This window comes from Streptomyces lienomycini, from assembly GCF_027947595.1.
In the GTDB taxonomy this organism is placed as follows: domain Bacteria; phylum Actinomycetota; class Actinomycetes; order Streptomycetales; family Streptomycetaceae; genus Streptomyces; species Streptomyces lienomycini.
Window position 1 is genome coordinate 1,079,789 of the sequence record NZ_CP116257.1, and the last position, 19,548, is coordinate 1,099,336.

Consider the following 19,548-nt stretch of genomic DNA (forward strand, 5'->3'; position numbering starts at 1 on the left):
CTCCCCCTGGGGAGTTGTCCACCGGGCCCGTGCCTCCCGTGACCCGTAGTGGGGGAGGCCAGCGCCAGGGGCACGATTGCGTCCGCGAGGGTCACCGAAGCGGGCGATGCTGGAAGGAAACCGTGTGAGCCGGATCTCGGTCCGGGGATTCGCAGTGGCCTCGGCCACGGCGGTCACCGCCGTCGGAAGCGTCGTCGGAGTTGCCTCGGGCAGCGTCGCGCAGAACAACGACGCGGAGGCGACAGCAGCCGGCACGACGCTGCTCGCGGACATCCCCATGGGCGAGCAGGCGCAGGTGCAGACCGCGTCCCTGACGCAGCAGGCCGACGTACAGGCCATCGCCGCGGACGCGAGCGCCAGGAAGGACGCCGAGGCGGCGGCCCGCAAGGCAGCGGCCCAGACGGCCGTGGACAAGCAGGAGAAGGCCAAGAAGGCGGCCGCGGACGCCAAGAAGCGCGAGGCGCAGAGGGAAGCGGCCAGCCGCGACGCCAAGCGCGACGCCACCAGCTTCTCCGTCCAGAGCTCCTACAGCACCGGCCAGATCCAGGCGATGGCCCGTCAGATGGTGCCCAGCGGCCAGTTCCAGTGCTTCAGCAACATCGTGGACCACGAGTCCAGCTGGAACTACAAGGCCGTCAACGCCTCCTCCGGAGCCTACGGACTCTTCCAGGCCCTCCCGGCGGGCAAGTACGCCTCCGCGGGCGCGGACTGGCGCACCAACCCGGCCACGCAGATCAAGTGGGGCCTCAGCTACATGGACAACCGCTACGGCAGCCCGTGCGAGGCCTGGACCTTCTGGCAGGCCAACCACTGGTACTGAGCCCGCCGTCCGCCCGGCGCGGCCCACCGCTCAACCTCGCGAAGCCCCTCGCCGTCCTACGGTGAGGGGCTTTCGCGCTCCCGCCATGTACGGTCGGACCGGAACGACTCCGGGGGGAGTGGTGGGGAAAGACGGGGGAAGAGGACGGATCATGTCGCGAGTGCCAGGGTGGCTCGGCCGGCTCGGCGCCGGACTGACGCAGATGAGCGAACGGTTGGACCAGCGCCGCGAACAGGCGCGGCGGGACGACGCCGACGAGGGACCGGCCCCCTCCGCCGACCCCGCGGGGCACTCCGCCGAGGACGAGGCCCACGAGTACGCGGCCACGCAGCACCTGCACGTGGTCCGCGACCGCCCGGACCCGGCCCTGGCGGTGCCCTGGGGCGTGCGGGTGGCCGCCGAGGCCGGTTGGCGGCTCCTGGTGCTCGCGGGCACCGTGTGGGTGCTGATGCGGGTCATCAGCGCCGTACAACTGGTGGTGCTGGCGTTCGTCGCCGCCCTGCTCATCACCGCACTGCTCCAGCCGGCCGTCGCCTGGCTGCGCCGGCGCGGAGTGCCGCGTGGGCCGGCCACCGCGCTGACCGCGATCCTCGGCTTCGTGATCATGGGGCTGATCGGCTGGTTCGTCACCTGGCAGGTGATGGAGAACATCGACAACCTCTCCGACCAGGTCCAGGACGGCATCGACGAACTGCGCAACTGGCTGCTCAACAGCCCCTTCCACGTCACCGACAAGCAGATCAACGAGATCGCCAAGAACCTGCGCGACGCGGTCGGCGCCAACACCGACCAGATAACGTCGGCCGGTCTGGAGGGCGTCACCGTCGTCGTCGAGGCGCTCACCGGCATCCTGCTGGCCGCCTTCTCGACGCTCTTCCTGCTCTACGACGGCAAGCGCATCTGGCAGTGGACGCTGAAGCTGGTGCCCGCGGCGGCCCGCCCGGGCGTCGCCGGAGCCGGTCCGCGCGCGTGGCGGACGCTGACCGCGTATGTGCGCGGCACGGTCGTCGTGGCACTGATCGACGCCATCTTCATCGGCCTCGGCATCTACTTCCTGGACGTGCCGATGGCCGTCCCGCTGGCCGTGTTCATCTTCCTGTTCGCCTTCATCCCGCTCGTCGGCGCGGTGGTGTCGGGAGCCCTCGCGGTCGTCGTGGCGCTGGTGACGCAGGGCATGTTCGCGGCGGTCATGACGCTCGTGGTGGTGCTGGCGGTGCAGCAGATCGAGGGGCACATCCTGCAGCCCTTCATCCTCGGGCGCGCGGTACGCGTCCACCCGCTGGCCGTGGTGCTGTCGGTGGCCGCCGGCGGCATGGTGGCCGGCATCGGCGGCGCCGTCGTCGCCGTACCGCTGGTGGCGGTCACCAACACCGTCGTGGGCTATCTGCGGGCGTACTCCCGCGAGGCCGCCCTGCGGCGCACGCCGAAGCCGCACGGCGCCACGTCGACGGACGCCTCCCCGGCCGTCGACCCGCCGCCCCGCCCCCCGCAGGCCGACCCGCCGTCGGACACCTCCCCGGCGTAGCGACGCGAACGGGCCCCGCCCACCTCTCGGTGGACGGGGCCCGTGCCGTGGGTGCCGCGTGCCGCGGGACTACTCGGCGGCCATGACCGCCTCGGCGTCCAGCGTGACACCGACGGCCTCGACCACGGCGGCGATCTTGAACGCCTCCTGGATCGTCTCGCGGTCCACACCGGCCTTGCGGAGCACCTGCTCGTGCGAGTCCAGGCACATGCCGCAGCCGTTGATGGCGGACACCGCGAACGACCACAGCTCGAAGTCGACCTTGTCGACGCCCGGGTTGCCGATGACGTTCATCCGCAGACCGGCGCGCAGGGTGCCGTACTCGTGGTCCGACAGCAGGTGCCGGGTGCGGTAGAAGACGTTGTTCATCGCCATCACGGCGGCGGCCGACTTGGCGGCCGAGTACGCCTCGGGCGACAGGTGGGCCTTCGCCTCCGGCTCCAGCTCGCGCAGCACGATCGGCGAGCGCGAGGCGATGGCGGTTGCCAGCACGGTGCCCCACACCTGCTGCGCCGGGAGGTCGGAGTTGCCGATGACCGAACCCAGGTTGAGCTTCAGGTCCTTGGCGTAGTCCGGTACGGCGGACTTCAGGGAGTCGAGGGACATGTCAGCTCACTCCCCCGACAGCAGCGCGACCGGGTCCAGGGTTTCGTCGCCCTTGCTCCAGTTGCACGGGCAGAGCTCGTCGGTCTGCAGGGCGTCGAGGACCCGCAGGACCTCCTTGGGGTTACGGCCGACGGAGCCGGCGGTGACCATCGTGAACTGGATCTCGTTGTTCTGGTCCACGATGAAGACCGCGCGCTGCGCGAAGCCGTCCTCGCCCTCGATGCCGAGGTCACGCATCAGCTCGTGCTTCGAGTCGGCCAGCATCGGGAAGGGCAGGTCGGTCAGGTCCGGGTGGTCCTTGCGCCAGGCGTGGTGCACGAACTCCGAGTCGCCGGAGAAGCCGAGGACCTGGGCGTCACGGTCGGCGAACTCGTCGTTCAGCTTGCCGAAGGCGGCGATCTCGGTCGGGCACACGAAGGTGAAGTCCTTGGGCCAGGCGAAGACGACCTTCCACTGACCCTCGTAGGTCTTGTGGTTGATCTGCTGGAACTCCTTGCCCTTCTCCAGCGAGACGCAGGCGGTCAGGTCGAACTCGGGGAACTTGTCACCGACAGTGAGCACGTGCTCTCCAAAAGCGCAGCGAAGAAACACCCCGTTTTGCGAGTGTTTCCCATGGGTTGGACGTAGTTGATGTTGGCACAGGGTGCATTGATTAGGGAAATAGCTACAATCGGTCGAGTTGATCGGAGGTGGCTATTAGTGTCCGGCAAGAAGAGGCAGCCCAGCCTCGCCCAACTGCGGGCTTTCGACGCGGTCGCCGAGCATCTGCATTTCCGCGACGCCGCCGCCGCGATCGGCATGAGCCAGCCGGCGCTCTCGGGCGCCGTTTCCGCGCTGGAGGAGGCACTGGGTGTCACGCTCCTGGAGCGTACGACGCGCAAGGTGCTGCTCTCGCCCGCCGGGGAACGCCTCGCGGTGCGGACCAAGGCCGTACTGGCGGAGGTCGGCGCCCTGTTGGAGGAGGCGGAGGCGGTCCGGGCGCCCTTCACCGGGGCGCTGCGCCTCGGGGTCATCCCGACCGTGGCACCGTACCTGCTGCCGACGGTGCTGCGACTCGTCCACGACCGCTACCCCGACCTCGACCTCCAGGTCCACGAGGAGCAGACCGCGAGCCTCCTGGACGGCCTCACCAGCGGCCGCCTCGACCTGCTGCTGCTCGCCGTCCCCCTCGGCGTCCCCGGCGTCACCGAACTCCCGCTCTTCGACGAGGACTTCGTGCTCGTCACCCCGCTCGACCACCGGCTCGGCGGCCGTGAGGGACTCTCGCGCGCGGTCCTGCGCGAGCTGAAACTGCTCCTGCTCGACGAGGGCCACTGCCTGCGCGACCAGGCCCTGGACATCTGCCGGGAGGCGGGCCGCGCGGGTGTCCCGGCGACGACGACGGCCGCCGGTCTGTCGACGCTGGTGCAACTGGTGGCGGGCGGCCTCGGGGTGACGCTGCTGCCGCGCACCGCCGTCCGCGTGGAGACCTCCCGCTCCAGCCAGCTCCTCACCGCCTCCTTCACCGACCCGGCCCCCACCCGCCGTATCGCCCTCGCCATGCGCACGGGCGCGGCCCGCTCGGCGGAGTACGCGGAACTGGCGGGGGCGCTGCGCGAGGCGATGGCGGACCTGCCGGTGCGCACGGTGCACGACTGAGCGACCGCCCCGCGGGACGGTCGCTCACTCGTGCGCGGCGGAACTACTCCGTCCGCAGCCCCTCCGGCCGCATCAGCCGCCACAGCGGGGGCAGGCTGCACAGCGTCACCGCCAGGACGACCGCGGCGCCGATGCCGGCCATGGACAGGACGCCGGTCCAGTCGACGTGGACCGGGGTGCTCGTCATCTTCAGGAGCACCGTGCCCAGGGTCAGGCCCACCACCGAGGCCAGCAGCAGACCGAGCACGATGGGAATCGCCGTCTGCCACAGCACCGACAGGCTGAGCGTGCGGCGCCGGGTACCGAAGGCGACCAGCGCCGACAGCAGCTTCTTCCGCTCCCGCAACTGCTCCAGCTGCGAGACCAGCAGGCTCGCGCCGATCAGCGCCAGCACACACGCCGCCCCGACGAACAGACCGGTGCGGATGGCGGTGAACCGGTCGGTCTGTTCCGTCGCCGACCACTTCTCGGCATGCGCCAGCGGATGGATGGCCGCCGTGGTGTTCCGTACCCGTTCGTACACGTCCGGCACCGACTCGTCCAGCGCGAGGAAGACGGACCCGGTCAGGGCCGGTGCGAGCGTGTCCGGAATCGCCTTCGGCGTGGCCAGGATGCCCGCCCCGGCGACATCGGCGTCGGAAATCGGCTTCACCGTCCTGATGCCCTGCGGCACCGTCCAGGGGATCCCCCCGCTGTCCGAACCGCTGTCGAAGGACGGGTCCGTGAACAGTTTCCGGCCCGGCGTGGCCAGCTTCGCCGTGTCCTCCTCGCCGCTGTCCTCCTCGTTGCCCTGGACGACGAACACGTCGCCGTCCTCGCAGGAGGGCAACTCGGCCATGTCCCGCAACGTGGCGCAGTCGCCCACCTGCAGGATCGTGCTGTTGTCCGGGTCGTGGGGCTTGTCGCCGACGAAGCCCTCGGAGTAGGCGGAGACCGCCTTCACACCCTCGACGCCGCGGAACCTGTCGGCCGCCGACACCACCGGGACCTCGCTGGGCAGTCCCGCGGCCATCTGCACCCGCGACACGTCCTGCCCGGTGGACTCGGTGTAGTCGTCGTCCACGCCGGCGAACAGCATCTGCAGGGCGATCGCCCCGGCGACGGCCACCGCGACGCCGTTGACCATGCGGGCCGCCGTACCGCTGCTCATCTGCAGCCTGCGAACAGCCAGTTGCCAGGCCACGCCCCCCGAGCCGATCCGCGCGACCACGGCCTCCACGATCCACGGCAGCAGCGCGGTCACACCGATCAGGAGCAGGACGACACCGCCGGTCACCAGGTACTGGTTGAAGTCGCCGTTCTCCCGCCCGTTGCCGATCATCGGGTAGAGCATGGCGAGTCCGGCCACCGGCAGCAGCAGCCGCCACCACAGCCGTCGCCGGGCCGGCCGGCCCGCGCGCACCACACCGAGCGGTTCGATGACCACCCCGCGCAGCGCGAACAGGGTCACCAGCACCGCCGCCGCCGGCACCGCCACCGCGACCAGCAGGGCCAGCAGCGGCGAGGGGTTGAGGTAACTCGGGAACACACTGACGCGGTACACCTCGGCGGTACCCGCGAGCTGGCGGCCGACCATGAAGAACCCGGCACCGAAGACCAGCCCGAGGACCGCGCCCGCCAGTGCCTCACCGGCGGCGATGCGCCGGGTCATACGGCCGTCGGAGCCCACCAGGCGCAGAGCCGCGAGCCGCCGGTCCCGTCGCTCACCGCCGAACCGCACGGCGGCGGCGATGAACACCGCGACCGGCATCAGCAGCACCACGAAGACGACGAGGATCAGCAGGACCAGCACCGGGTCCGTCTTCTGCTCCCCGGGGTCCGGATCGCCGAAGCGGTCGATCCGCTCGATCGAGCCCGCGCTGATGTGCTGAGCCAGCCCCTGCGCACCCCGGTAGTAGGTGAGTTCGGCCGAGCCGATCAGCCCCTCCTCCGCGATCGTGCCGACGATCCGGTCCGGCAGCCGCTCGCGCAGCAGCGCGCCGGAGTCCGACGCCAGCAGCTTCTCCAGCGCGGGGGAGACCACCATCTCGCCCACCGCCGGGAACTTCTCCACGCCCGGCGGCAGCGGCGCGCGCGGCCCCTCGGGCTCCAGAGACCGGCCCCGGACCTCGTGGTCGCGGAACTCGTCGTAGGTGCGGGCGACCACGAGCGTGTTGTCCGCCTTCGGCATCTCCTCCAGGGAGAAGGTGATGTCGGAACGCGCCGCCTCCCGCTCGTGCCGGACATTGAGCGCGTTCGGCACCGCCGTCGTCAGCAGCAGCAGCGCCACGCCGAGTCCGACGCCGACGGCCGTCAGCACGGCCCGGGTCCAGCCCTCCCGGCCACCGGTGAAGGCGAAGCGGACGCCCAGCGTCAGGTCGGCCGCCCACTGGCGCACGTTCATACGACCCGCTCCATGTCCCGGGACTTGCCGTCGCGCACGACGATCTCGCGGTCCGAGTAGGCGGCCACCCGTGCCTCGTGCGTCACCAGGACGACGGCGGCGTTGGTCGAGCGGGCGGCGTCCGTGAGCAGCTCCATCACGCGCTCCCCGTTGAGGGAGTCCAGCGCGCCGGTCGGCTCGTCGGCGAAGAGCACGCGCGGGCTCGTGACCAGCGAGCGCGCCACCGCGACCCGCTGGCCCTGGCCGCCGGAGACCTCACCGGGCCGCTTCTTCCCGAGGTCGTCGACCTCCAGCCGCTCCATCCAGGTCAGCGCCGTCCGCTCGGCCTCCTTGCGGGAGGTGCCGTTCAGGCGCAGCGGCAGGGCCACGTTCTCGACACAGGTCAGCTCCGGCACCAACTGCCCGAACTGGAACACGAACCCGAACTCCGAGCGGCGCAGCGCGCTGCGCTGGGCGTCGTTCATGGCGGACAGCTCGCGCCCGTTGTACGTGATCGTCCCCGAGTCCGGCGGCACGATCCCGGCGAGGCAGTGCAGCAGCGTCGACTTGCCGGACCCGGAGGGGCCCATGACGGCGACGACCTCGCCGGGGTGGATGGAGAACTCGGCGCCGTCGAGGGCGAGGGTGGGGCCGTAGGCCTTGCGGAGCTGCTCGGCCGAGAGCAGGGATCCTGCGGGGGGAGTCATCGGGTTACCGCCTCACGGAGCTTGTCGAGGCGCGCGGCGGTCAGTTCCAGCCAGCGCAGGTCGGCCTCGAGATGGAACAGGGCGTGGTCGCAGATGAGCTGATCGGCGAGATCGCCCTTGCGTTTGCGGTCGGTCAGGATGCGCATGCTGCGCAGGTGCTCCGATCGCTGGGTGTCGAGGACGTCGGCGGCGTCGCGGTGGGTGAGCAGCGCGAGGACGACCTTGGTGTACAGCGTCGACTGGAGGTACGGCTCGGGCTTCTCCGGCGTGGCGAGCCACCGCTGTACGTCGGTGATCCCCTCGTCGGTGATCGCGTACCGCTTGCGCTCGGGACCGCCGCCCGCCTCGATGCCGTCGACGACGACGAGGCCGTTCTTCAGCAGGCGGGACATCGTCGAGTAGACCTGGCCGTAGTGCAGCGGCCGATCGTGACCGAACGTCTCGTCGAAGGCGCGCTTGAGGTCGTAACCGTGGCGCGGCCCGGACTCCAGGAGCCCCAGGAGGGTGTGACCGATGGACATGCGGAGCACACTACACAGGGTGTATACCCGCCGTGTATACGCCCAGTGTAGAGATCGTGGTGACGGGTGTGATGTCGGAGAGAATCCGCAGGTCGGGGCCGTTTGTCACGGTTCCGCTACGGCGGAGGCCGCACCTCCGCCGGATTGCGGTGGTGCGGCCTGCGAGGCGCGGTCACGACGGTGGCGCGGCCCCCGGCGGAGTGTGGCCGCCCCGCGGCGGGCGCCCCGGCGCGGCAGCGGCCCGGTCTCGCGGGGCAGCCGGCCGGCCTCCGCCAGCGCCCGGCGGAGGACGAACTCGATCTGGGCGTTGGCCGAGCGCAGCTCGTCGCCCGCCCAGCGGGCCAGCGCCTCGTACACCTGCGGGTCCAGCCGCAGCAGCACCTGCTTGCGCTGCTGCGGCCGGCGCTTCGGGGCCGGGCCCCCGGACGGCGTGGAACCGTTCGCGGAATCCTCGGACGGGGTCGTCACTGGTAGAGCGTCCCCGTGTTCAGGACCGGCTGGGCGGCGCGGTCCCCGCAGAGCACGACCATCAGGTTGGACACCATCGCCGCCTTGCGCTCGTCGTCCATCTCCACGATGCCCTGCTCGCTGATCCGGGCGAGCGCGGCCTCGACCATGCCGACCGCGCCGTCCACGATCTGCCGCCGCGCGGCGACCACCGCGCCGGCCTGCTGGCGCTGGAGCATCGCCGAGGCGATCTCCGGCGCGTAGGCGAGGTGCGTGAAGCGGGACTCGATGATCTGCACGCCGGCCGCCTCCACGCGCGCGTGCAGCTCGACGGCGAGCTTCTCGGTGATCTCCTCGGCGTTGCCGCGCAGCGAGAGGCCGTCCTCCTCGTGGGCGTCGTACGGGTACTCGATGGCGATGTGCCGCACGGCCGCCTCGGTCTGGGTGGAGACGAACTCGACGTAGTCGTCCACCTCGAAGGTGGCCTGCGCGGTGTCCTCCACCCGCCACACCACGACCGCCGCCAGCTCGATCGGGTTGCCGTAGGCGTCGTTCACCTTCAGGACGGCCGTCTCGTGGTTGCGCACCCGCGTCGAGATCTTGGTGCGGGAGGTGAAGGGGTTGACCCAGCGCAGCCCGTCCTGCCGGATCGTCCCCCGGTACCGCCCGAAGAGCTGCACCACGCGGGCCTCGCCCGGCGCGACCATGTTCAGTCCGCACATCGCGAGGAAGGCCGCCAGGGCGACCAGGATGCCGCCGACGATCAGGACGGCCTTGCCTCCGGTCGAGCCGACCGCCGTGGCCGTGGCGATCAGGCCGGCGCCGACCAGCAGCCCGACCAGCCCGAGCAGCAGCGCGAAACCGCCGCCGATGCTGTGGGCCTGGTTCTCGCGCACCCGTGGCGCCGGCATCTCGGGCACGTCGGCGGTGACCTGAGGGGCATCGTGCGTGGACATGGGTGGTCCCCCGTTCTCGTTTTTCTAGCTAAGCGATATCACTTTACCAGCAAATGACAACCCTCGACCCCTCTCGTACGTCGGTTCCTGTGGAGCGGGTGCTGATTCTCACGTCCGTACAAGGCTGGATCGGCTGCCCTTTGTCACATCTCCCGGTGTTAGCTTTCTGAGCTGACCTGAGCGACGAACCTGTGTGACGCGTGAGCGAGACGTGCACACGGATGACCGAAGCGGAGCGGATCGGACCCATGGGGCGAGCGGAAGAGAGAAAAGCGCGACAGCGCGGTGGACGCCGCGCGGCGCCGAAACGCCGCCGTTCGTCGGGAGCGGGCGGGAAGAGCGGCATACGCCGGCTGTTCACCTGGAAGAAGATCCTCGGGACCTTCTTCGGCCTGTGCCTGCTCGGCATGGGCGCCTTCATCGTGCTGTACATGATGATCGACATCCCCGAGGGCAACCCCGAGGCCGATCTGCAGAGCAACGTCTACAAGTACAGCGACGGCGGCATCATGGCCCGCACGGGCGAACGCAACCGCGAGATCGTCGACCTGGCCAAGGTGCCCAAGGAGGTCCAGCGCACCTTCGTCGCCGCCGAGAACAAGACCTTCTACAGCGACTCCGGCGTCGACCTCAAGGGCACCGCGCGCGGCGTCCTCAACACCGTCTCCGGCAAGGGCGCGCAGGGCGGTTCGACGATCACCCAGCAGTACGTCAAGAACTACTACCTGACCCAGGAACAGACGGTCTCGCGCAAGCTCAAGGAACTGGTCATCTCCCTGAAGCTGGACCGGGAGAAGTCCAAGGACTACATCCTCGCCGGCTACATCAACACCAGCTACTACGGCCGCGGCGCCTACGGCATCCAGGCCGCCGCGCAGGCCTACTACCGCGTCGACGCCGAGGACCTGACCGTCGAACAGGGCGCGTACCTCTCCGCGCTGCTCCAGGCGCCGAACCAGTACGACTGGGCGATCGCCAGCGCGACCGGCAAGAAGCTCGTCCAGGAGCGCTGGAACTACGTCCTGGACAACATGGTCGAGCAGAAGTGGCTGAGCGCGGGCGACCGCCAGAGCATGAAGTTCCCCCAGCCCAAGGAGCCCAAGGCCGCGGCCGGCATGGACGGCCAGACCGGCTACCTGGTGGAGGCGGCCAACTACTCGCTCAAGAAGCAGCTCGTCGCCCAGGGCGCCGCCGAGGACATGGAGCAGGCCAAGGCCCTGGTGGACCTCGGCGGCTACACCGTCACCCTCAACATCGACAAGAAGAAGCAGGCCGCGCTGGAGAAGGCGGTCAAGGAGCGGCTCACCAGCAAGCTGGACCCCGGCGAGCGCGACGTCGACGCCGACGTCCAGGCCGGTGCCGTCTCGGTCGACCCGAAGACGGGCTCCGTCGTGGCGATGTACGGCGGCGTGAACTACCTGAAGCACTACACGAACAACGCCACCCGCGACGACTACCAGCCCGCCTCCACCTTCAAGCCGGTCATCCTCGCCGCCGCCGTGGACCACGACGCCGAGACCCAGGACGGCACGCCGATCACGGCCAACACCCTCTACGACGGCGACAGCAAGCGCCCCGTGGTGGACGGCGACAAGGAGGTCGGCTTCGCGCCGCCCAACGAGGACGATGTCGACTACGGCGAGATCGACGTCCAGGAGGCGATGAACAAGTCCGTCAACTCCGTGTTCGCGCAGATGGGCACCGACGTCGGCATGACCGAGGTCATGAAGGTCGCGGGTGAACTCGGCATGGACACCGAGGGCGAGCAGGCCGTGCCCGCGCAGACCCTGGGCAGTATGGGCGCCAGCCCCCTGGAGATGGCCGGCGTCTACGCCACCTTCGACAACCACGGCAAGAAGGTCACCCCGGCGATCGTGAAGTCGGTCGAGCACAAGGACCGCACGATCGAGATGCCCGACCCGATCGGCGAGCAGATCATCAGCCGGGAGGCCGCCGACACGGTGACGTCCGTCCTCACCGGCGTGGTCGACGACGGTACGGCCAAGAAGTCCGTGCGGGACAACGAGCTGCGCGACGGCCAGCAGGTGGCCGGCAAGACCGGTACGTCCGACAACAACAAGTCGGCCTGGTTCACCGGCTTCACCCCGGGCCTCGTCACCTCGGTCGGCCTGTTCGGCGAGGACGACAAGGCGCCGCACCCGCAGGTGCCGATGTACAAGGCGGGCGGCGTCGAGTACCGCGTCAACGGTGGTGGCTTCCCCGCGGAGATCTGGGCGGCGTACACCTTCGGCGTCATGGACCAGGTCAGCAAGTTCGACCTGGAGACCAAGCAGGGCGCCGCGGTCAAGCCCAGCACGTCGCCGTCCCCCTCGACGTCGCCGAGCCGGACGGCGACCCAGGAGGAGACGACCGAGGCACCGCCCCCCTCCCAGGACCCGACGACCGAGGCGCCCCCGTCCAACGAGCCGACGACCGAGGAGCCGACGACCGGAGCGCCGTCGCAGACGTCGTCGGGCAGCCCGACCACCGAACCGCCGCCCGGCGGCGGCGAGTCCACGGAGACGGAGGACCCCGGCTTCCCGGGCGGGGACTGGCGACCGTAGGACGCCGACAGGCGTGGAAACACCCGAAGGGGGCGCCCGGTTCTCACCGGGCGCCCCCTTCGGGCTCGCTCCCTCTCGGCTCAGCCCCGGTTCAGCTCGAACCAGACCACCTTGCCCGTGCTCAGCCGTGTCGCGCCCCAGCGCCGGGCCAGCCGGTTCACCAGGTACAGGCCGCGCCCGCCCTCGTCGGTGGCGCGCGCCTGCCGCAGCCGGGGCAGCTGGGGCACGTCGTCACCGACCTCGCAGCGCAGCACGTCCGTGCGCAGCAGCCGCAGGGTGACCGGCTTCGAGGCGTAGCGCACCGCGTTGGTCACGACCTCGCTGACGAGCAGCTCCACGGAGTCCGTGAGGTCCTCCATGCCCCAGCGGGCGAGCGCCCGCCGGGCCAGACGCCTGGCCTTGCCCGGGGCCGCGTTCTCCGGCTCCAGGAACCAGTACGCCACGTCGCTGGGCGCGATCCCGTCGAAACGGGCGGCGAGCAGCGCGATGTCGTCGTCCCGGTCGCCCGGTCCGAGCATGTCGAGCACCTCGTCGCACAGGGCTTCCAGGGGCGGCGGATGGTCGGGGCCGGTGAGCTGCGCGGTCGCCGCGAGGCGCTCCCGGAGCTGCTCTATGCCCGTCCACACGTCGCGCAGCCGGGACTCGACCAGCCCGTCCGTGTACAGCAGCAGGGTCGCACCGGCCGGCGCGTCCAGCTCGACGGCCTCGAAGTCCACGCCGCCCACCCCGATCGGGGCCCCGGCCGGCACCCGCAGCACCTCGGCGTGGCCGCCCAGGTGCAGCAGCACGGGCGGCGGGTGATCGGCGTTGGCGACGGTGATGCGGTGCGATACCGGGTCGTACACCGCGTACAGGCAGGTCGCCATGCGGTCGCTGCCCAGGCGCTGGGCCTGCTCGTCGAGGTGGTGCAGCACCTCCTGCGGCGGCAGGTCGAGCCCGGCCAGGGTCTGCGCCGTGGTCCGCAGCTGGCCCATGATGGCCGCCGACGTCATGGAGTGGCCCATCACGTCCCCGACGACCAGCGCGACCCGGCTGCCGGGCAGCGGGATGGCGTCGTACCAGTCGCCGCCGACCCGAGCCGTCTCGGCGGCCGGGAGGTAGCGGGAGGCCAGCCGCACCCCGGTGCAGCGCGGCAGGTTCTCCGGGAGCATCGTGCGCTGCAGCTCGTCGGCGATGTACGCCTCGCGCCCGTACAGCACCGCCTTGTCGATGCCCAGCGCGCTGTGCGTGGCGAGCTGGGCGGCCACCAGCAGGTCGTCGGCCTCGAAGGCGACGCGCTCCGGGCCGCGCAGGAACAGGGCCGCACCGATCACCCGGCGTCGGCCGCGCAACGGCGCGAGGATCGCCCGCCGCCCGTCGGGCACGGCGAAGTCACGCTCCTCACCCAGCAGTTCGGGCAGCGCGGCACGGGCGGACTTGGTGTCCGTGAAGACCGGGCGCACCCCGCGCAGCACCTCGGCCAGCGCACTGCCCGGCCGCACCTCGCACAGCTCGGCCCCGACCGTCTCCAGCTCGGAGGGCTCGGGCTGCGCGGCCGGGACGAACCCGCCCTCGGTGTCCCGCTCGGCCGGTATGCGGTCGGTGCGCCGCAGCCGCAGCACCAGCGGGCCGGTGGGCCGCTCGTCGCCGACCGGCAGCGGCTCGCGCAGGTACACGAGGATCGCGTCCGCGAACGTGGGAACGGTGGCCCGGCACAGCCCCATCACGATCTCGTCGAGGTCCATGCCCCGGGCGATCCGCCGGGTCGCGGCCCCCACGAACCGCAGCCGGTCCCCGTCCCGCCGCATGGGCGTGGGCTGCCCGGGCGCGGTCGGCTGCCCGGTCCGCCGGTCCGGCTCCGCCGGCAGGGCACGGCGGTCCGCCGCACCGTCCGGCACCACGGCTCCCTGCGCCACGGGCCCCGGCGACGCGCCGCCCGGCTGCACGGCGGCGGGCTGGACCGGTACGCCCTCGGACGCGGGCCGCGGACGGTGCGTGTCGGGCTCGGCGGCCTGCTCGGCGCCCGGTTGGGCGTGCTCGAAGGCGCCGGGGAGTCCGCGCCCGCGGCGGGCGGCGTCTCCCCGGCACCCCCCTGTGCCGGTAACGCGGACCCGGAGGCGCGCGGCGGCGCCGGGGTACGCAGGAGCGCCCCGCGGGGATCCGCGGGGTCGGCGCCCGTCGAGGGGCGGTCGAAGGAGGTCGGGTGCTCCGTCACGCGTGTCGAATCCGTCCGTCCGGGACTGCGCGCGGCGCGTGCAGTTCGTCCCGCAGGAATCCCGATACCCGCAATACGTGCCCAAGGAACGGGATTCCCACGTGGTCAGAGGCTGTTCCTGTGTCACCGGCGGACCGTCTGCGATCCGCCCGCGTGTTGCCCTCGTACCCCTCGCTCACGTCCTGCCGCCCCTCGGTGACGATCGGTCAAGCACAGCGCACGCTCCGCCGGTTGCCGCTGCCGCGCTCTTTGCGGAGGACGATCCTACGTTTCCTGCCGGGGGGCACATCAAGGGTCTCATGACGACGCGTGCGCGGGCGTGCGATCCCAGTCGCCCGGCAGCGACGGTACCGGCCAGGACGGATCGGGACGCCAGTCCTCCCAGCCGTCGGCGTACGGCGCCCCCCAGGCGCGGATCTCCGCGACCGCGGCCCGGCCCGCCGCGCGCACCCGTTCGGCCGCCCCGGCGCCCATCAGGCCGTCCTGCCGGGCCTGCGCGAACTCGTCCTCGTCCCGCCAGTGCCAGGTGCGGTCGGGGTGGACGGAGATGTCCAGGAAGTGGTCCTCCGAGTCGACGCCGCCCTCCCAACGGGTCAGCGGCTCCTCCAGGTTCACGTACCAGTTCTTGAACCGCCAGCCCGGATCCCAGAACAGCCACACCGACCAGGGCCGGCCGGGCCGGGCCAGCTTCAGCACGCCCGTGCCGAACCACCGGTCGCGCTGCACGGAGCGCGGCTTGGTGTAGCGCGTGGCCAGCGGTTCCAGGTGCACGGGCGTGCCGTCGGCGAGGACCGGCCTCACGCATTCGGTGCCGGGCGCCAGCCAGACGGCGAGCAGGTCGGCGTCGTCCCGTACGACGGTGACGGGGCGCGCGATGTGGAGGTGCGGGCCGCCGTTCTCCCGGTACCGCCACAGGATGTGGCTGCCGGGCGCCCACAAGTCCACCGGTCCGTCCGGGCCGTCCGCTCCCGGCCCCTTCCCCGCGCTCACCGCTTCGCCGTCTGCCATGGGCAGATATTAGGTGCCGTGGCCAATCGGCGTGCCGGTGACCGGGAGAGCGTGCCCCGGCGTGCGCCCCGCGCTCCGCCGGGGCCCCTCACGGGCGGGTCATCCGCAGCACGTCCAGCGCCTCGTCCAGTTGCTCGCCCGTGAGGTCGCCGCGCTCCACGTACCCGCCCTCCAGCACCACCTGACGGATCGTCTTCCGTTCGGCCAGCGCCCTCTTGGCGACCTTGGCGGCCTCCTCGTACCCGATGTACTTGTTGAGCGGGGTGACGACGGAGGGCGACGACTCGGCGTACTCGCGGGCCCGCTCCCGGTGCGCGACGATCCCGTCCACGGTCCGGTCGGCGAGCAGCCGGGAGACGGCCGCGAGCAGCCGCACCGACTCCAGTACGTTCTTGGCGATGACCGGCAGCATGACGTTCAGCTCGAAGTTGCCGGCCGCGCCCGCGGCGGCGACGGTCGCGTCGTTGCCGGTGACCTGGGCGGCGACCATGAGGACGGCCTCGGGGATCACCGGGTTGACCTTCCCCGGCATGATCGACGACCCGGGCTGGAGGTCGGGCAGGGAGATCTCCGCGAGCCCCGTGCGCGGCCCGGACGCCATCCAGCGCAGATCGTTCGCGATCTTCGTCAGCCCGACGCCGATCGTGCGCAGCTGCCCGCTCGTCTCGACCACGCCGTCCCGGGCGCCCTGCGCCTCGAAGTGGTCGCGCGCCTCGGTCAGCGGCAGCCCGGTCGCGCGGGCCACCTCCTCGATGACGGCGGCGGAGAAGCCCGGCGGAGTGTTGATGCCGGTGCCGACGGCGGTGCCGCCCAGCGGCAGCTCGGCCAGGCGCGGCAGGGACGCCTCCAGCCGCTCGACGCCGTACCGCACCTGCGCCGCGTACCCGCCGAACTCCTGGCCCAGGGTGACGGGCGTGGCGTCCATGAGGTGCGTACGTCCCGACTTCACGACGTCGGCGAACTCCCCGGCCTTGCGCTCCAGGGCGCCGGCGAGGTGGTCGAGGGCCGGGATCAGGTCACGGGTGACCGCGGCCGTGGCGGCGATGTGCAGGGAGGACGGGAAGACGTCGTTGGACGACTGCGAGGCGTTGACGTGGTCGTTGGGGTGCACGTCCCGGCCGAGCCGCTCGGTGGCCAGGGTGGCGATCACCTCGTTGGCGTTCATGTTCGACGAGGTCCCCGACCCGGTCTGGAACACGTCGACGGGGAAGTGCTCGTCCCACTTCCCCTCGGCTACCTCGCCGGCCGCCTCCCGGATCGCCCCGGCGACGTCCGGGTCGAGGACGCCCAGCTCGGCGTTGACCTTGGCCGCCGCGCCCTTGATCCGGGCGAGCGCCTCGATGTGCGCGCGCTCGATCCGCTGCCCGGAGACGGGGAAGTTCTCGACGGCGCGCTGGGTCTGCGCGCGCCACTTGGCGTGGGCGGGCACCCGCACCTCGCCCATCGAGTCGTGCTCGGTGCGGTACTCGGTCCTGTCCTGCTCGTCGGCCATCGACGATCACCTCCACGTGGCACAGCGTTCCCGCCGCGCCCCCTGTTCCCCGTGGAGGTGAACCGTCACCGGTCCGGCTCAGGCGAGCCCGGGGCCGCGCACCGGAATCGTCGTGAACGTCGGCGCGGGCGCCGGGTCCTGGAAGAAGTCGTTGCCCTTGTCGTCCACCACGACGAACGCCGGGAAGTCCTCGACCTCGATCTTCCAGACCGCCTCCATGCCGAGCTCCTCGTACTCGACGACCTCGACCTTCTTGATGCAGTCCTGCGCGAGCCGCGCCGCGGGACCGCCGATGGAGCCCAGGTAGAAGCCGCCGTGCGTGTCGCACGCGTCGGTGACCTGCTTGCTCCGGTTGCCCTTGGCCAGCATCACCTTCGAGCCGCCCGCCGCCTGGAACTGCTCCACGTAGGAGTCCATGCGTCCGGCGGTGGTCGGACCGAAGGACCCGGACGCGTACCCCTCCGGCGTCTTCGCGGGGCCCGCGTAGTACACCGGGTGGTCCTTCAGGTACTGCGGCATCTCCTCGCCCGCGTCCAGCCGCTCCTTGATCTTGGCGTGCGCGATGTCGCGGGCCACGACCAGCGGGCCGGTCAGCGACAGCCGGGTCTTGACCGGGTGCCTGGTCAGCTCGGCGAGGATGTCGTCCATCGGCCGGTTGAGGTCGATCTTCACGACGTCGCCGTCGGCCTCGAGGTGCTCGTCCGTCGTCTCCGGCAGGAACCGCGCCGGGTCGGTCTCCAACTGCTCCAGGAAGACGCCCTCGGCGGTGATCTTCGCGACCGCCTGCCGGTCCGCCGAGCAGGACACCGCGATGGCGACCGGGCAGGACGCCCCGTGCCGGGGCAGGCGCACCACGCGGACGTCGTGGCAGAAGTACTTGCCGCCGAACTGCGCGCCGATGCCGATCTTCTGGGTCAGCTCGAAGACCTTCTCCTCCAGGTCCTGGTCCCGGAAGCCGTGCCCGAGCTCCGAGCCCTCGGCGGGGATCTCGTCCAGGTAGTGGGCGGAGGCGTACTTCGCGGTCTTCAGCGCGTACTCGGCCGACGTGCCGCCGACGACGATGGCCAGGTGGTACGGCGGGCAGGCGGCCGTACCGAGCGAGCGGATCTTCTCCTCCAGGAACTTCATCATGGAGGACTCGTTCAGGACGGCCTTCGTCTCCTGGTAGAGGAACGACTTGTTGGCCGAGCCGCCGCCCTTCGCCATGAACAGGAACTTGTAGGCGCCGCCGTCGGTCGCGTACAGCTCGATCTGCGCCGGGAGGTTGGAGCCGGTGTTCTTCTCCTCCCACATGGTCAGCGGCGCCATCTGCGAGTAGCGCAGGTTCAGGTTCTTGTAGGCGTCGTAGATGCCCCGGCTCAGGGCCTCCTCGTCGCCGCCCGCGGTGAGCACGTTCTGGCCGCGCTTGCCCATGACGATCGCCGTGCCGGTGTCCTGGCACATCGGGAGCACGCCCGCCGCCGCGATGTTCGCGTTCTTCAGCAGGTCCAGGGCGACGAACTTGTCGTTGCCGGACGCCTCCGGGTCGTCGACGATGCGGCGCAGCTGCGCCAGGTGGGCCGGGCGCAGGTAGTGCTGGATGTCGTGAACGGCCTCCTCGGCCAGCTTGCGCAGGGCCTCCGGCTCCACCTTGAGGAACGTCCGCCCGTCGGCCTCGAAGGTGGAGACACCTTCGGCGGTCACCAGCCGGTACGGAGTGGTGTCCTCGCCCTGGGGGAGCAGATCGGTGTACGCGAACTCAGGCATCTCGCCCATTCCTCACTCGGCATCACGCGCGGCTGGATTCCTCAGCAACGACGGCTGGCCTCCATTGGCAGCGCCAACCAGCGTAAATCCTGCCCGGGGCGCCGAGCCGGTGAGGTAAGGCTCAGTCGCCCGGGACAAGGTTGTCCACAGGGCTGGTCGCGATCTATCGCGTTTCGGTACTCTGCTGCCGTGGACCTTCACAAGCACGCCTCAGCCGCACCGAGCACCGCCGAGCTGCGCGCCTCGGACGCCGACCGCGACCGCGTCGCCGACATGCTGCGCGAAGCCCTCGCCGAGGGGCGGCTCACCTCCGAGGAGCACGCCGAGCGCGTCGAGGGCGTGCTGGCCGCCAAGACCGTCGGCGAGCTCGACGTCTTCGTGCGGGACCTGCCCGCCGCGCACCGCGCCGGGGGCGCCGCGCCCCGGCTCCCGGCCGCCCCACCGCCGGCGCCATCCCGGCGGAGCCCGACGAGAACGTGGTGGCGGTCTTCAGCAGCGCCGTCCGCAAGGGCCGCTGGCGGGCCAACCGCCGCATCCACGCGTACGCGGTCTTCGGCAGCGTCGAGATAGACCTCAGCGAGGCGGTCTTCGAGTACCAGCAGGTCGTCATCAAGGCGTTCTCCGTCTTCGGCAGCGTCGATGTCCGCGTCCCGGAGAACGTGTCGGTGCGCGGCGCGGGCGGCTGTGTCCTCGGCAGCTTCGAGGTCCACACCCACGACTCCACCGAGGCCCAAGCCCCCGTCGTCTACGTGGACGGCTGGGCCGTGCTGGGCAGCGTCGAGGCGCGTCCCAAGCGCGGCAAGATCGTCGCGGACATCCTCGACCGGGTGCAGCGCCGGGTCGAGAAGGGGGTGCGCAAGCACTTGTAGCGCGGCCCCGGCAGTGGTGGGGAACCCTGTGCATAGGCACGCGTACAACGGGTAAGCCTTGACGCATCGTCTCTCGCTAGCGAAGCCGTCGTC

General features: G+C 71.2%; 14 protein-coding genes and 2 pseudogenes. 5 read left to right on the top strand and 11 right to left on the bottom strand.

Annotated features, from left to right (window positions below):
• The first annotated feature begins 124 nt into the window (after window positions 1-124).
• Complete coding sequence (locus BJ961_RS05175; RefSeq protein WP_271320124.1) at window positions 125-820, top strand: aggregation-promoting factor C-terminal-like domain-containing protein; 696 nt, start codon at window positions 125-127, stop codon at window positions 818-820.
• Between the two features lie 151 nt (window positions 821-971).
• Complete coding sequence (locus BJ961_RS05180; RefSeq protein WP_271320125.1) at window positions 972-2,345, top strand: AI-2E family transporter; 1,374 nt, start codon at window positions 972-974, stop codon at window positions 2,343-2,345.
• 69 nt (window positions 2,346-2,414) lie between these two features.
• On the opposite strand, the gene BJ961_RS05185 is transcribed toward BJ961_RS05180, so the two are convergent.
• A complete protein-coding gene (locus tag BJ961_RS05185) occupies window positions 2,415-2,951 on the bottom strand; it encodes an alkyl hydroperoxide reductase (RefSeq protein WP_271320126.1) in 537 nt (178 codons plus the stop codon).
• A gap of 6 nt (window positions 2,952-2,957) precedes the next feature.
• Window positions 2,958-3,512, bottom strand: coding sequence for a peroxiredoxin (locus tag BJ961_RS05190; RefSeq protein ID WP_007444367.1), 555 nt, complete (start codon window positions 3,510-3,512; stop codon window positions 2,958-2,960).
• A 138-nt stretch (window positions 3,513-3,650) separates the two neighbouring features.
• Between BJ961_RS05190 and BJ961_RS05195 the strand changes: the two genes are divergently transcribed.
• Window positions 3,651-4,589, top strand: coding sequence for a LysR substrate-binding domain-containing protein (locus BJ961_RS05195; RefSeq protein ID WP_271320127.1), 939 nt, complete (start codon window positions 3,651-3,653; stop codon window positions 4,587-4,589).
• Window positions 4,590-4,632: 43 nt separating this feature from the next.
• On the opposite strand, the gene BJ961_RS05200 is transcribed toward BJ961_RS05195, so the two are convergent.
• The 5 genes from BJ961_RS05200 to BJ961_RS05220 all read right to left on the bottom strand — a co-directional run bounded on the left by BJ961_RS05200 (window position 4,633) and on the right by BJ961_RS05220 (window position 9,582).
• Complete coding sequence (locus BJ961_RS05200) at window positions 4,633-6,972, bottom strand: ABC transporter permease (protein ID WP_271320128.1); 2,340 nt, start codon at window positions 6,970-6,972, stop codon at window positions 4,633-4,635.
• A complete protein-coding gene (locus BJ961_RS05205; protein WP_271320129.1) occupies window positions 6,969-7,658 on the bottom strand; it encodes an ABC transporter ATP-binding protein in 690 nt (229 codons plus the stop codon). Before BJ961_RS05205 ends, BJ961_RS05200 begins: the two co-directional genes overlap by 4 nt.
• Window positions 7,655-8,179: a PadR family transcriptional regulator gene (locus tag BJ961_RS05210; RefSeq protein ID WP_271320130.1), complete on the bottom strand. Its 525-nt coding sequence runs from the start codon at window positions 8,177-8,179 to the stop codon at window positions 7,655-7,657. The genes BJ961_RS05205 and BJ961_RS05210 overlap by 4 nt, the downstream gene beginning before the upstream one ends.
• 105 nt (window positions 8,180-8,284) lie before the next feature.
• Window positions 8,285-8,647, bottom strand: coding sequence for a hypothetical protein (locus tag BJ961_RS05215; protein WP_408648676.1), 363 nt, complete (start codon window positions 8,645-8,647; stop codon window positions 8,285-8,287).
• Window positions 8,644-9,582, bottom strand: a complete 939-nt coding sequence (locus BJ961_RS05220) for an SPFH domain-containing protein (RefSeq protein ID WP_271320131.1) — start codon at window positions 9,580-9,582, stop codon at window positions 8,644-8,646. Before BJ961_RS05220 ends, BJ961_RS05215 begins: the two co-directional genes overlap by 4 nt.
• Before the next feature lie 248 nt (window positions 9,583-9,830).
• Here BJ961_RS05220 and BJ961_RS05225 point away from each other — a divergent pair, with 248 nt between their 5' ends.
• Window positions 9,831-12,146: a transglycosylase domain-containing protein gene (locus BJ961_RS05225; RefSeq protein ID WP_271320132.1), complete on the top strand. Its 2,316-nt coding sequence runs from the start codon at window positions 9,831-9,833 to the stop codon at window positions 12,144-12,146.
• An 80-nt stretch (window positions 12,147-12,226) separates the two neighbouring features.
• Here BJ961_RS05225 and BJ961_RS05230 read toward each other — a convergent pair.
• The 4 genes and pseudogenes from BJ961_RS05230 to BJ961_RS05245 all read right to left on the bottom strand — a co-directional run bounded on the left by BJ961_RS05230 (window position 12,227) and on the right by BJ961_RS05245 (window position 18,586).
• Window positions 12,227-14,340: pseudogene (locus BJ961_RS05230) on the bottom strand (SpoIIE family protein phosphatase).
• A 297-nt stretch (window positions 14,341-14,637) separates the two neighbouring features.
• Entirely contained in the window at window positions 14,638-15,348 is a 711-nt protein-coding gene (gene fomD, locus BJ961_RS05235; RefSeq protein WP_271320133.1) for a cytidylyl-2-hydroxypropylphosphonate hydrolase, read from the bottom strand.
• 88 nt (window positions 15,349-15,436) lie between these two features.
• Window positions 15,437-16,840, bottom strand: a complete 1,404-nt coding sequence (locus BJ961_RS05240; RefSeq protein WP_271320134.1) for a class II fumarate hydratase — start codon at window positions 16,838-16,840, stop codon at window positions 15,437-15,439.
• Between the two features lie 78 nt (window positions 16,841-16,918).
• Window positions 16,919-18,586, bottom strand: a complete 1,668-nt coding sequence (locus BJ961_RS05245) for a fumarate hydratase (RefSeq protein ID WP_271320135.1) — start codon at window positions 18,584-18,586, stop codon at window positions 16,919-16,921.
• A gap of 189 nt (window positions 18,587-18,775) precedes the next feature.
• Between BJ961_RS05245 and BJ961_RS05250 the strand changes: the two are divergent.
• Window positions 18,776-19,455: pseudogene (locus BJ961_RS05250) on the top strand (DUF1707 SHOCT-like domain-containing protein).
• Window positions 19,456-19,548 lie beyond the last annotated feature (93 nt).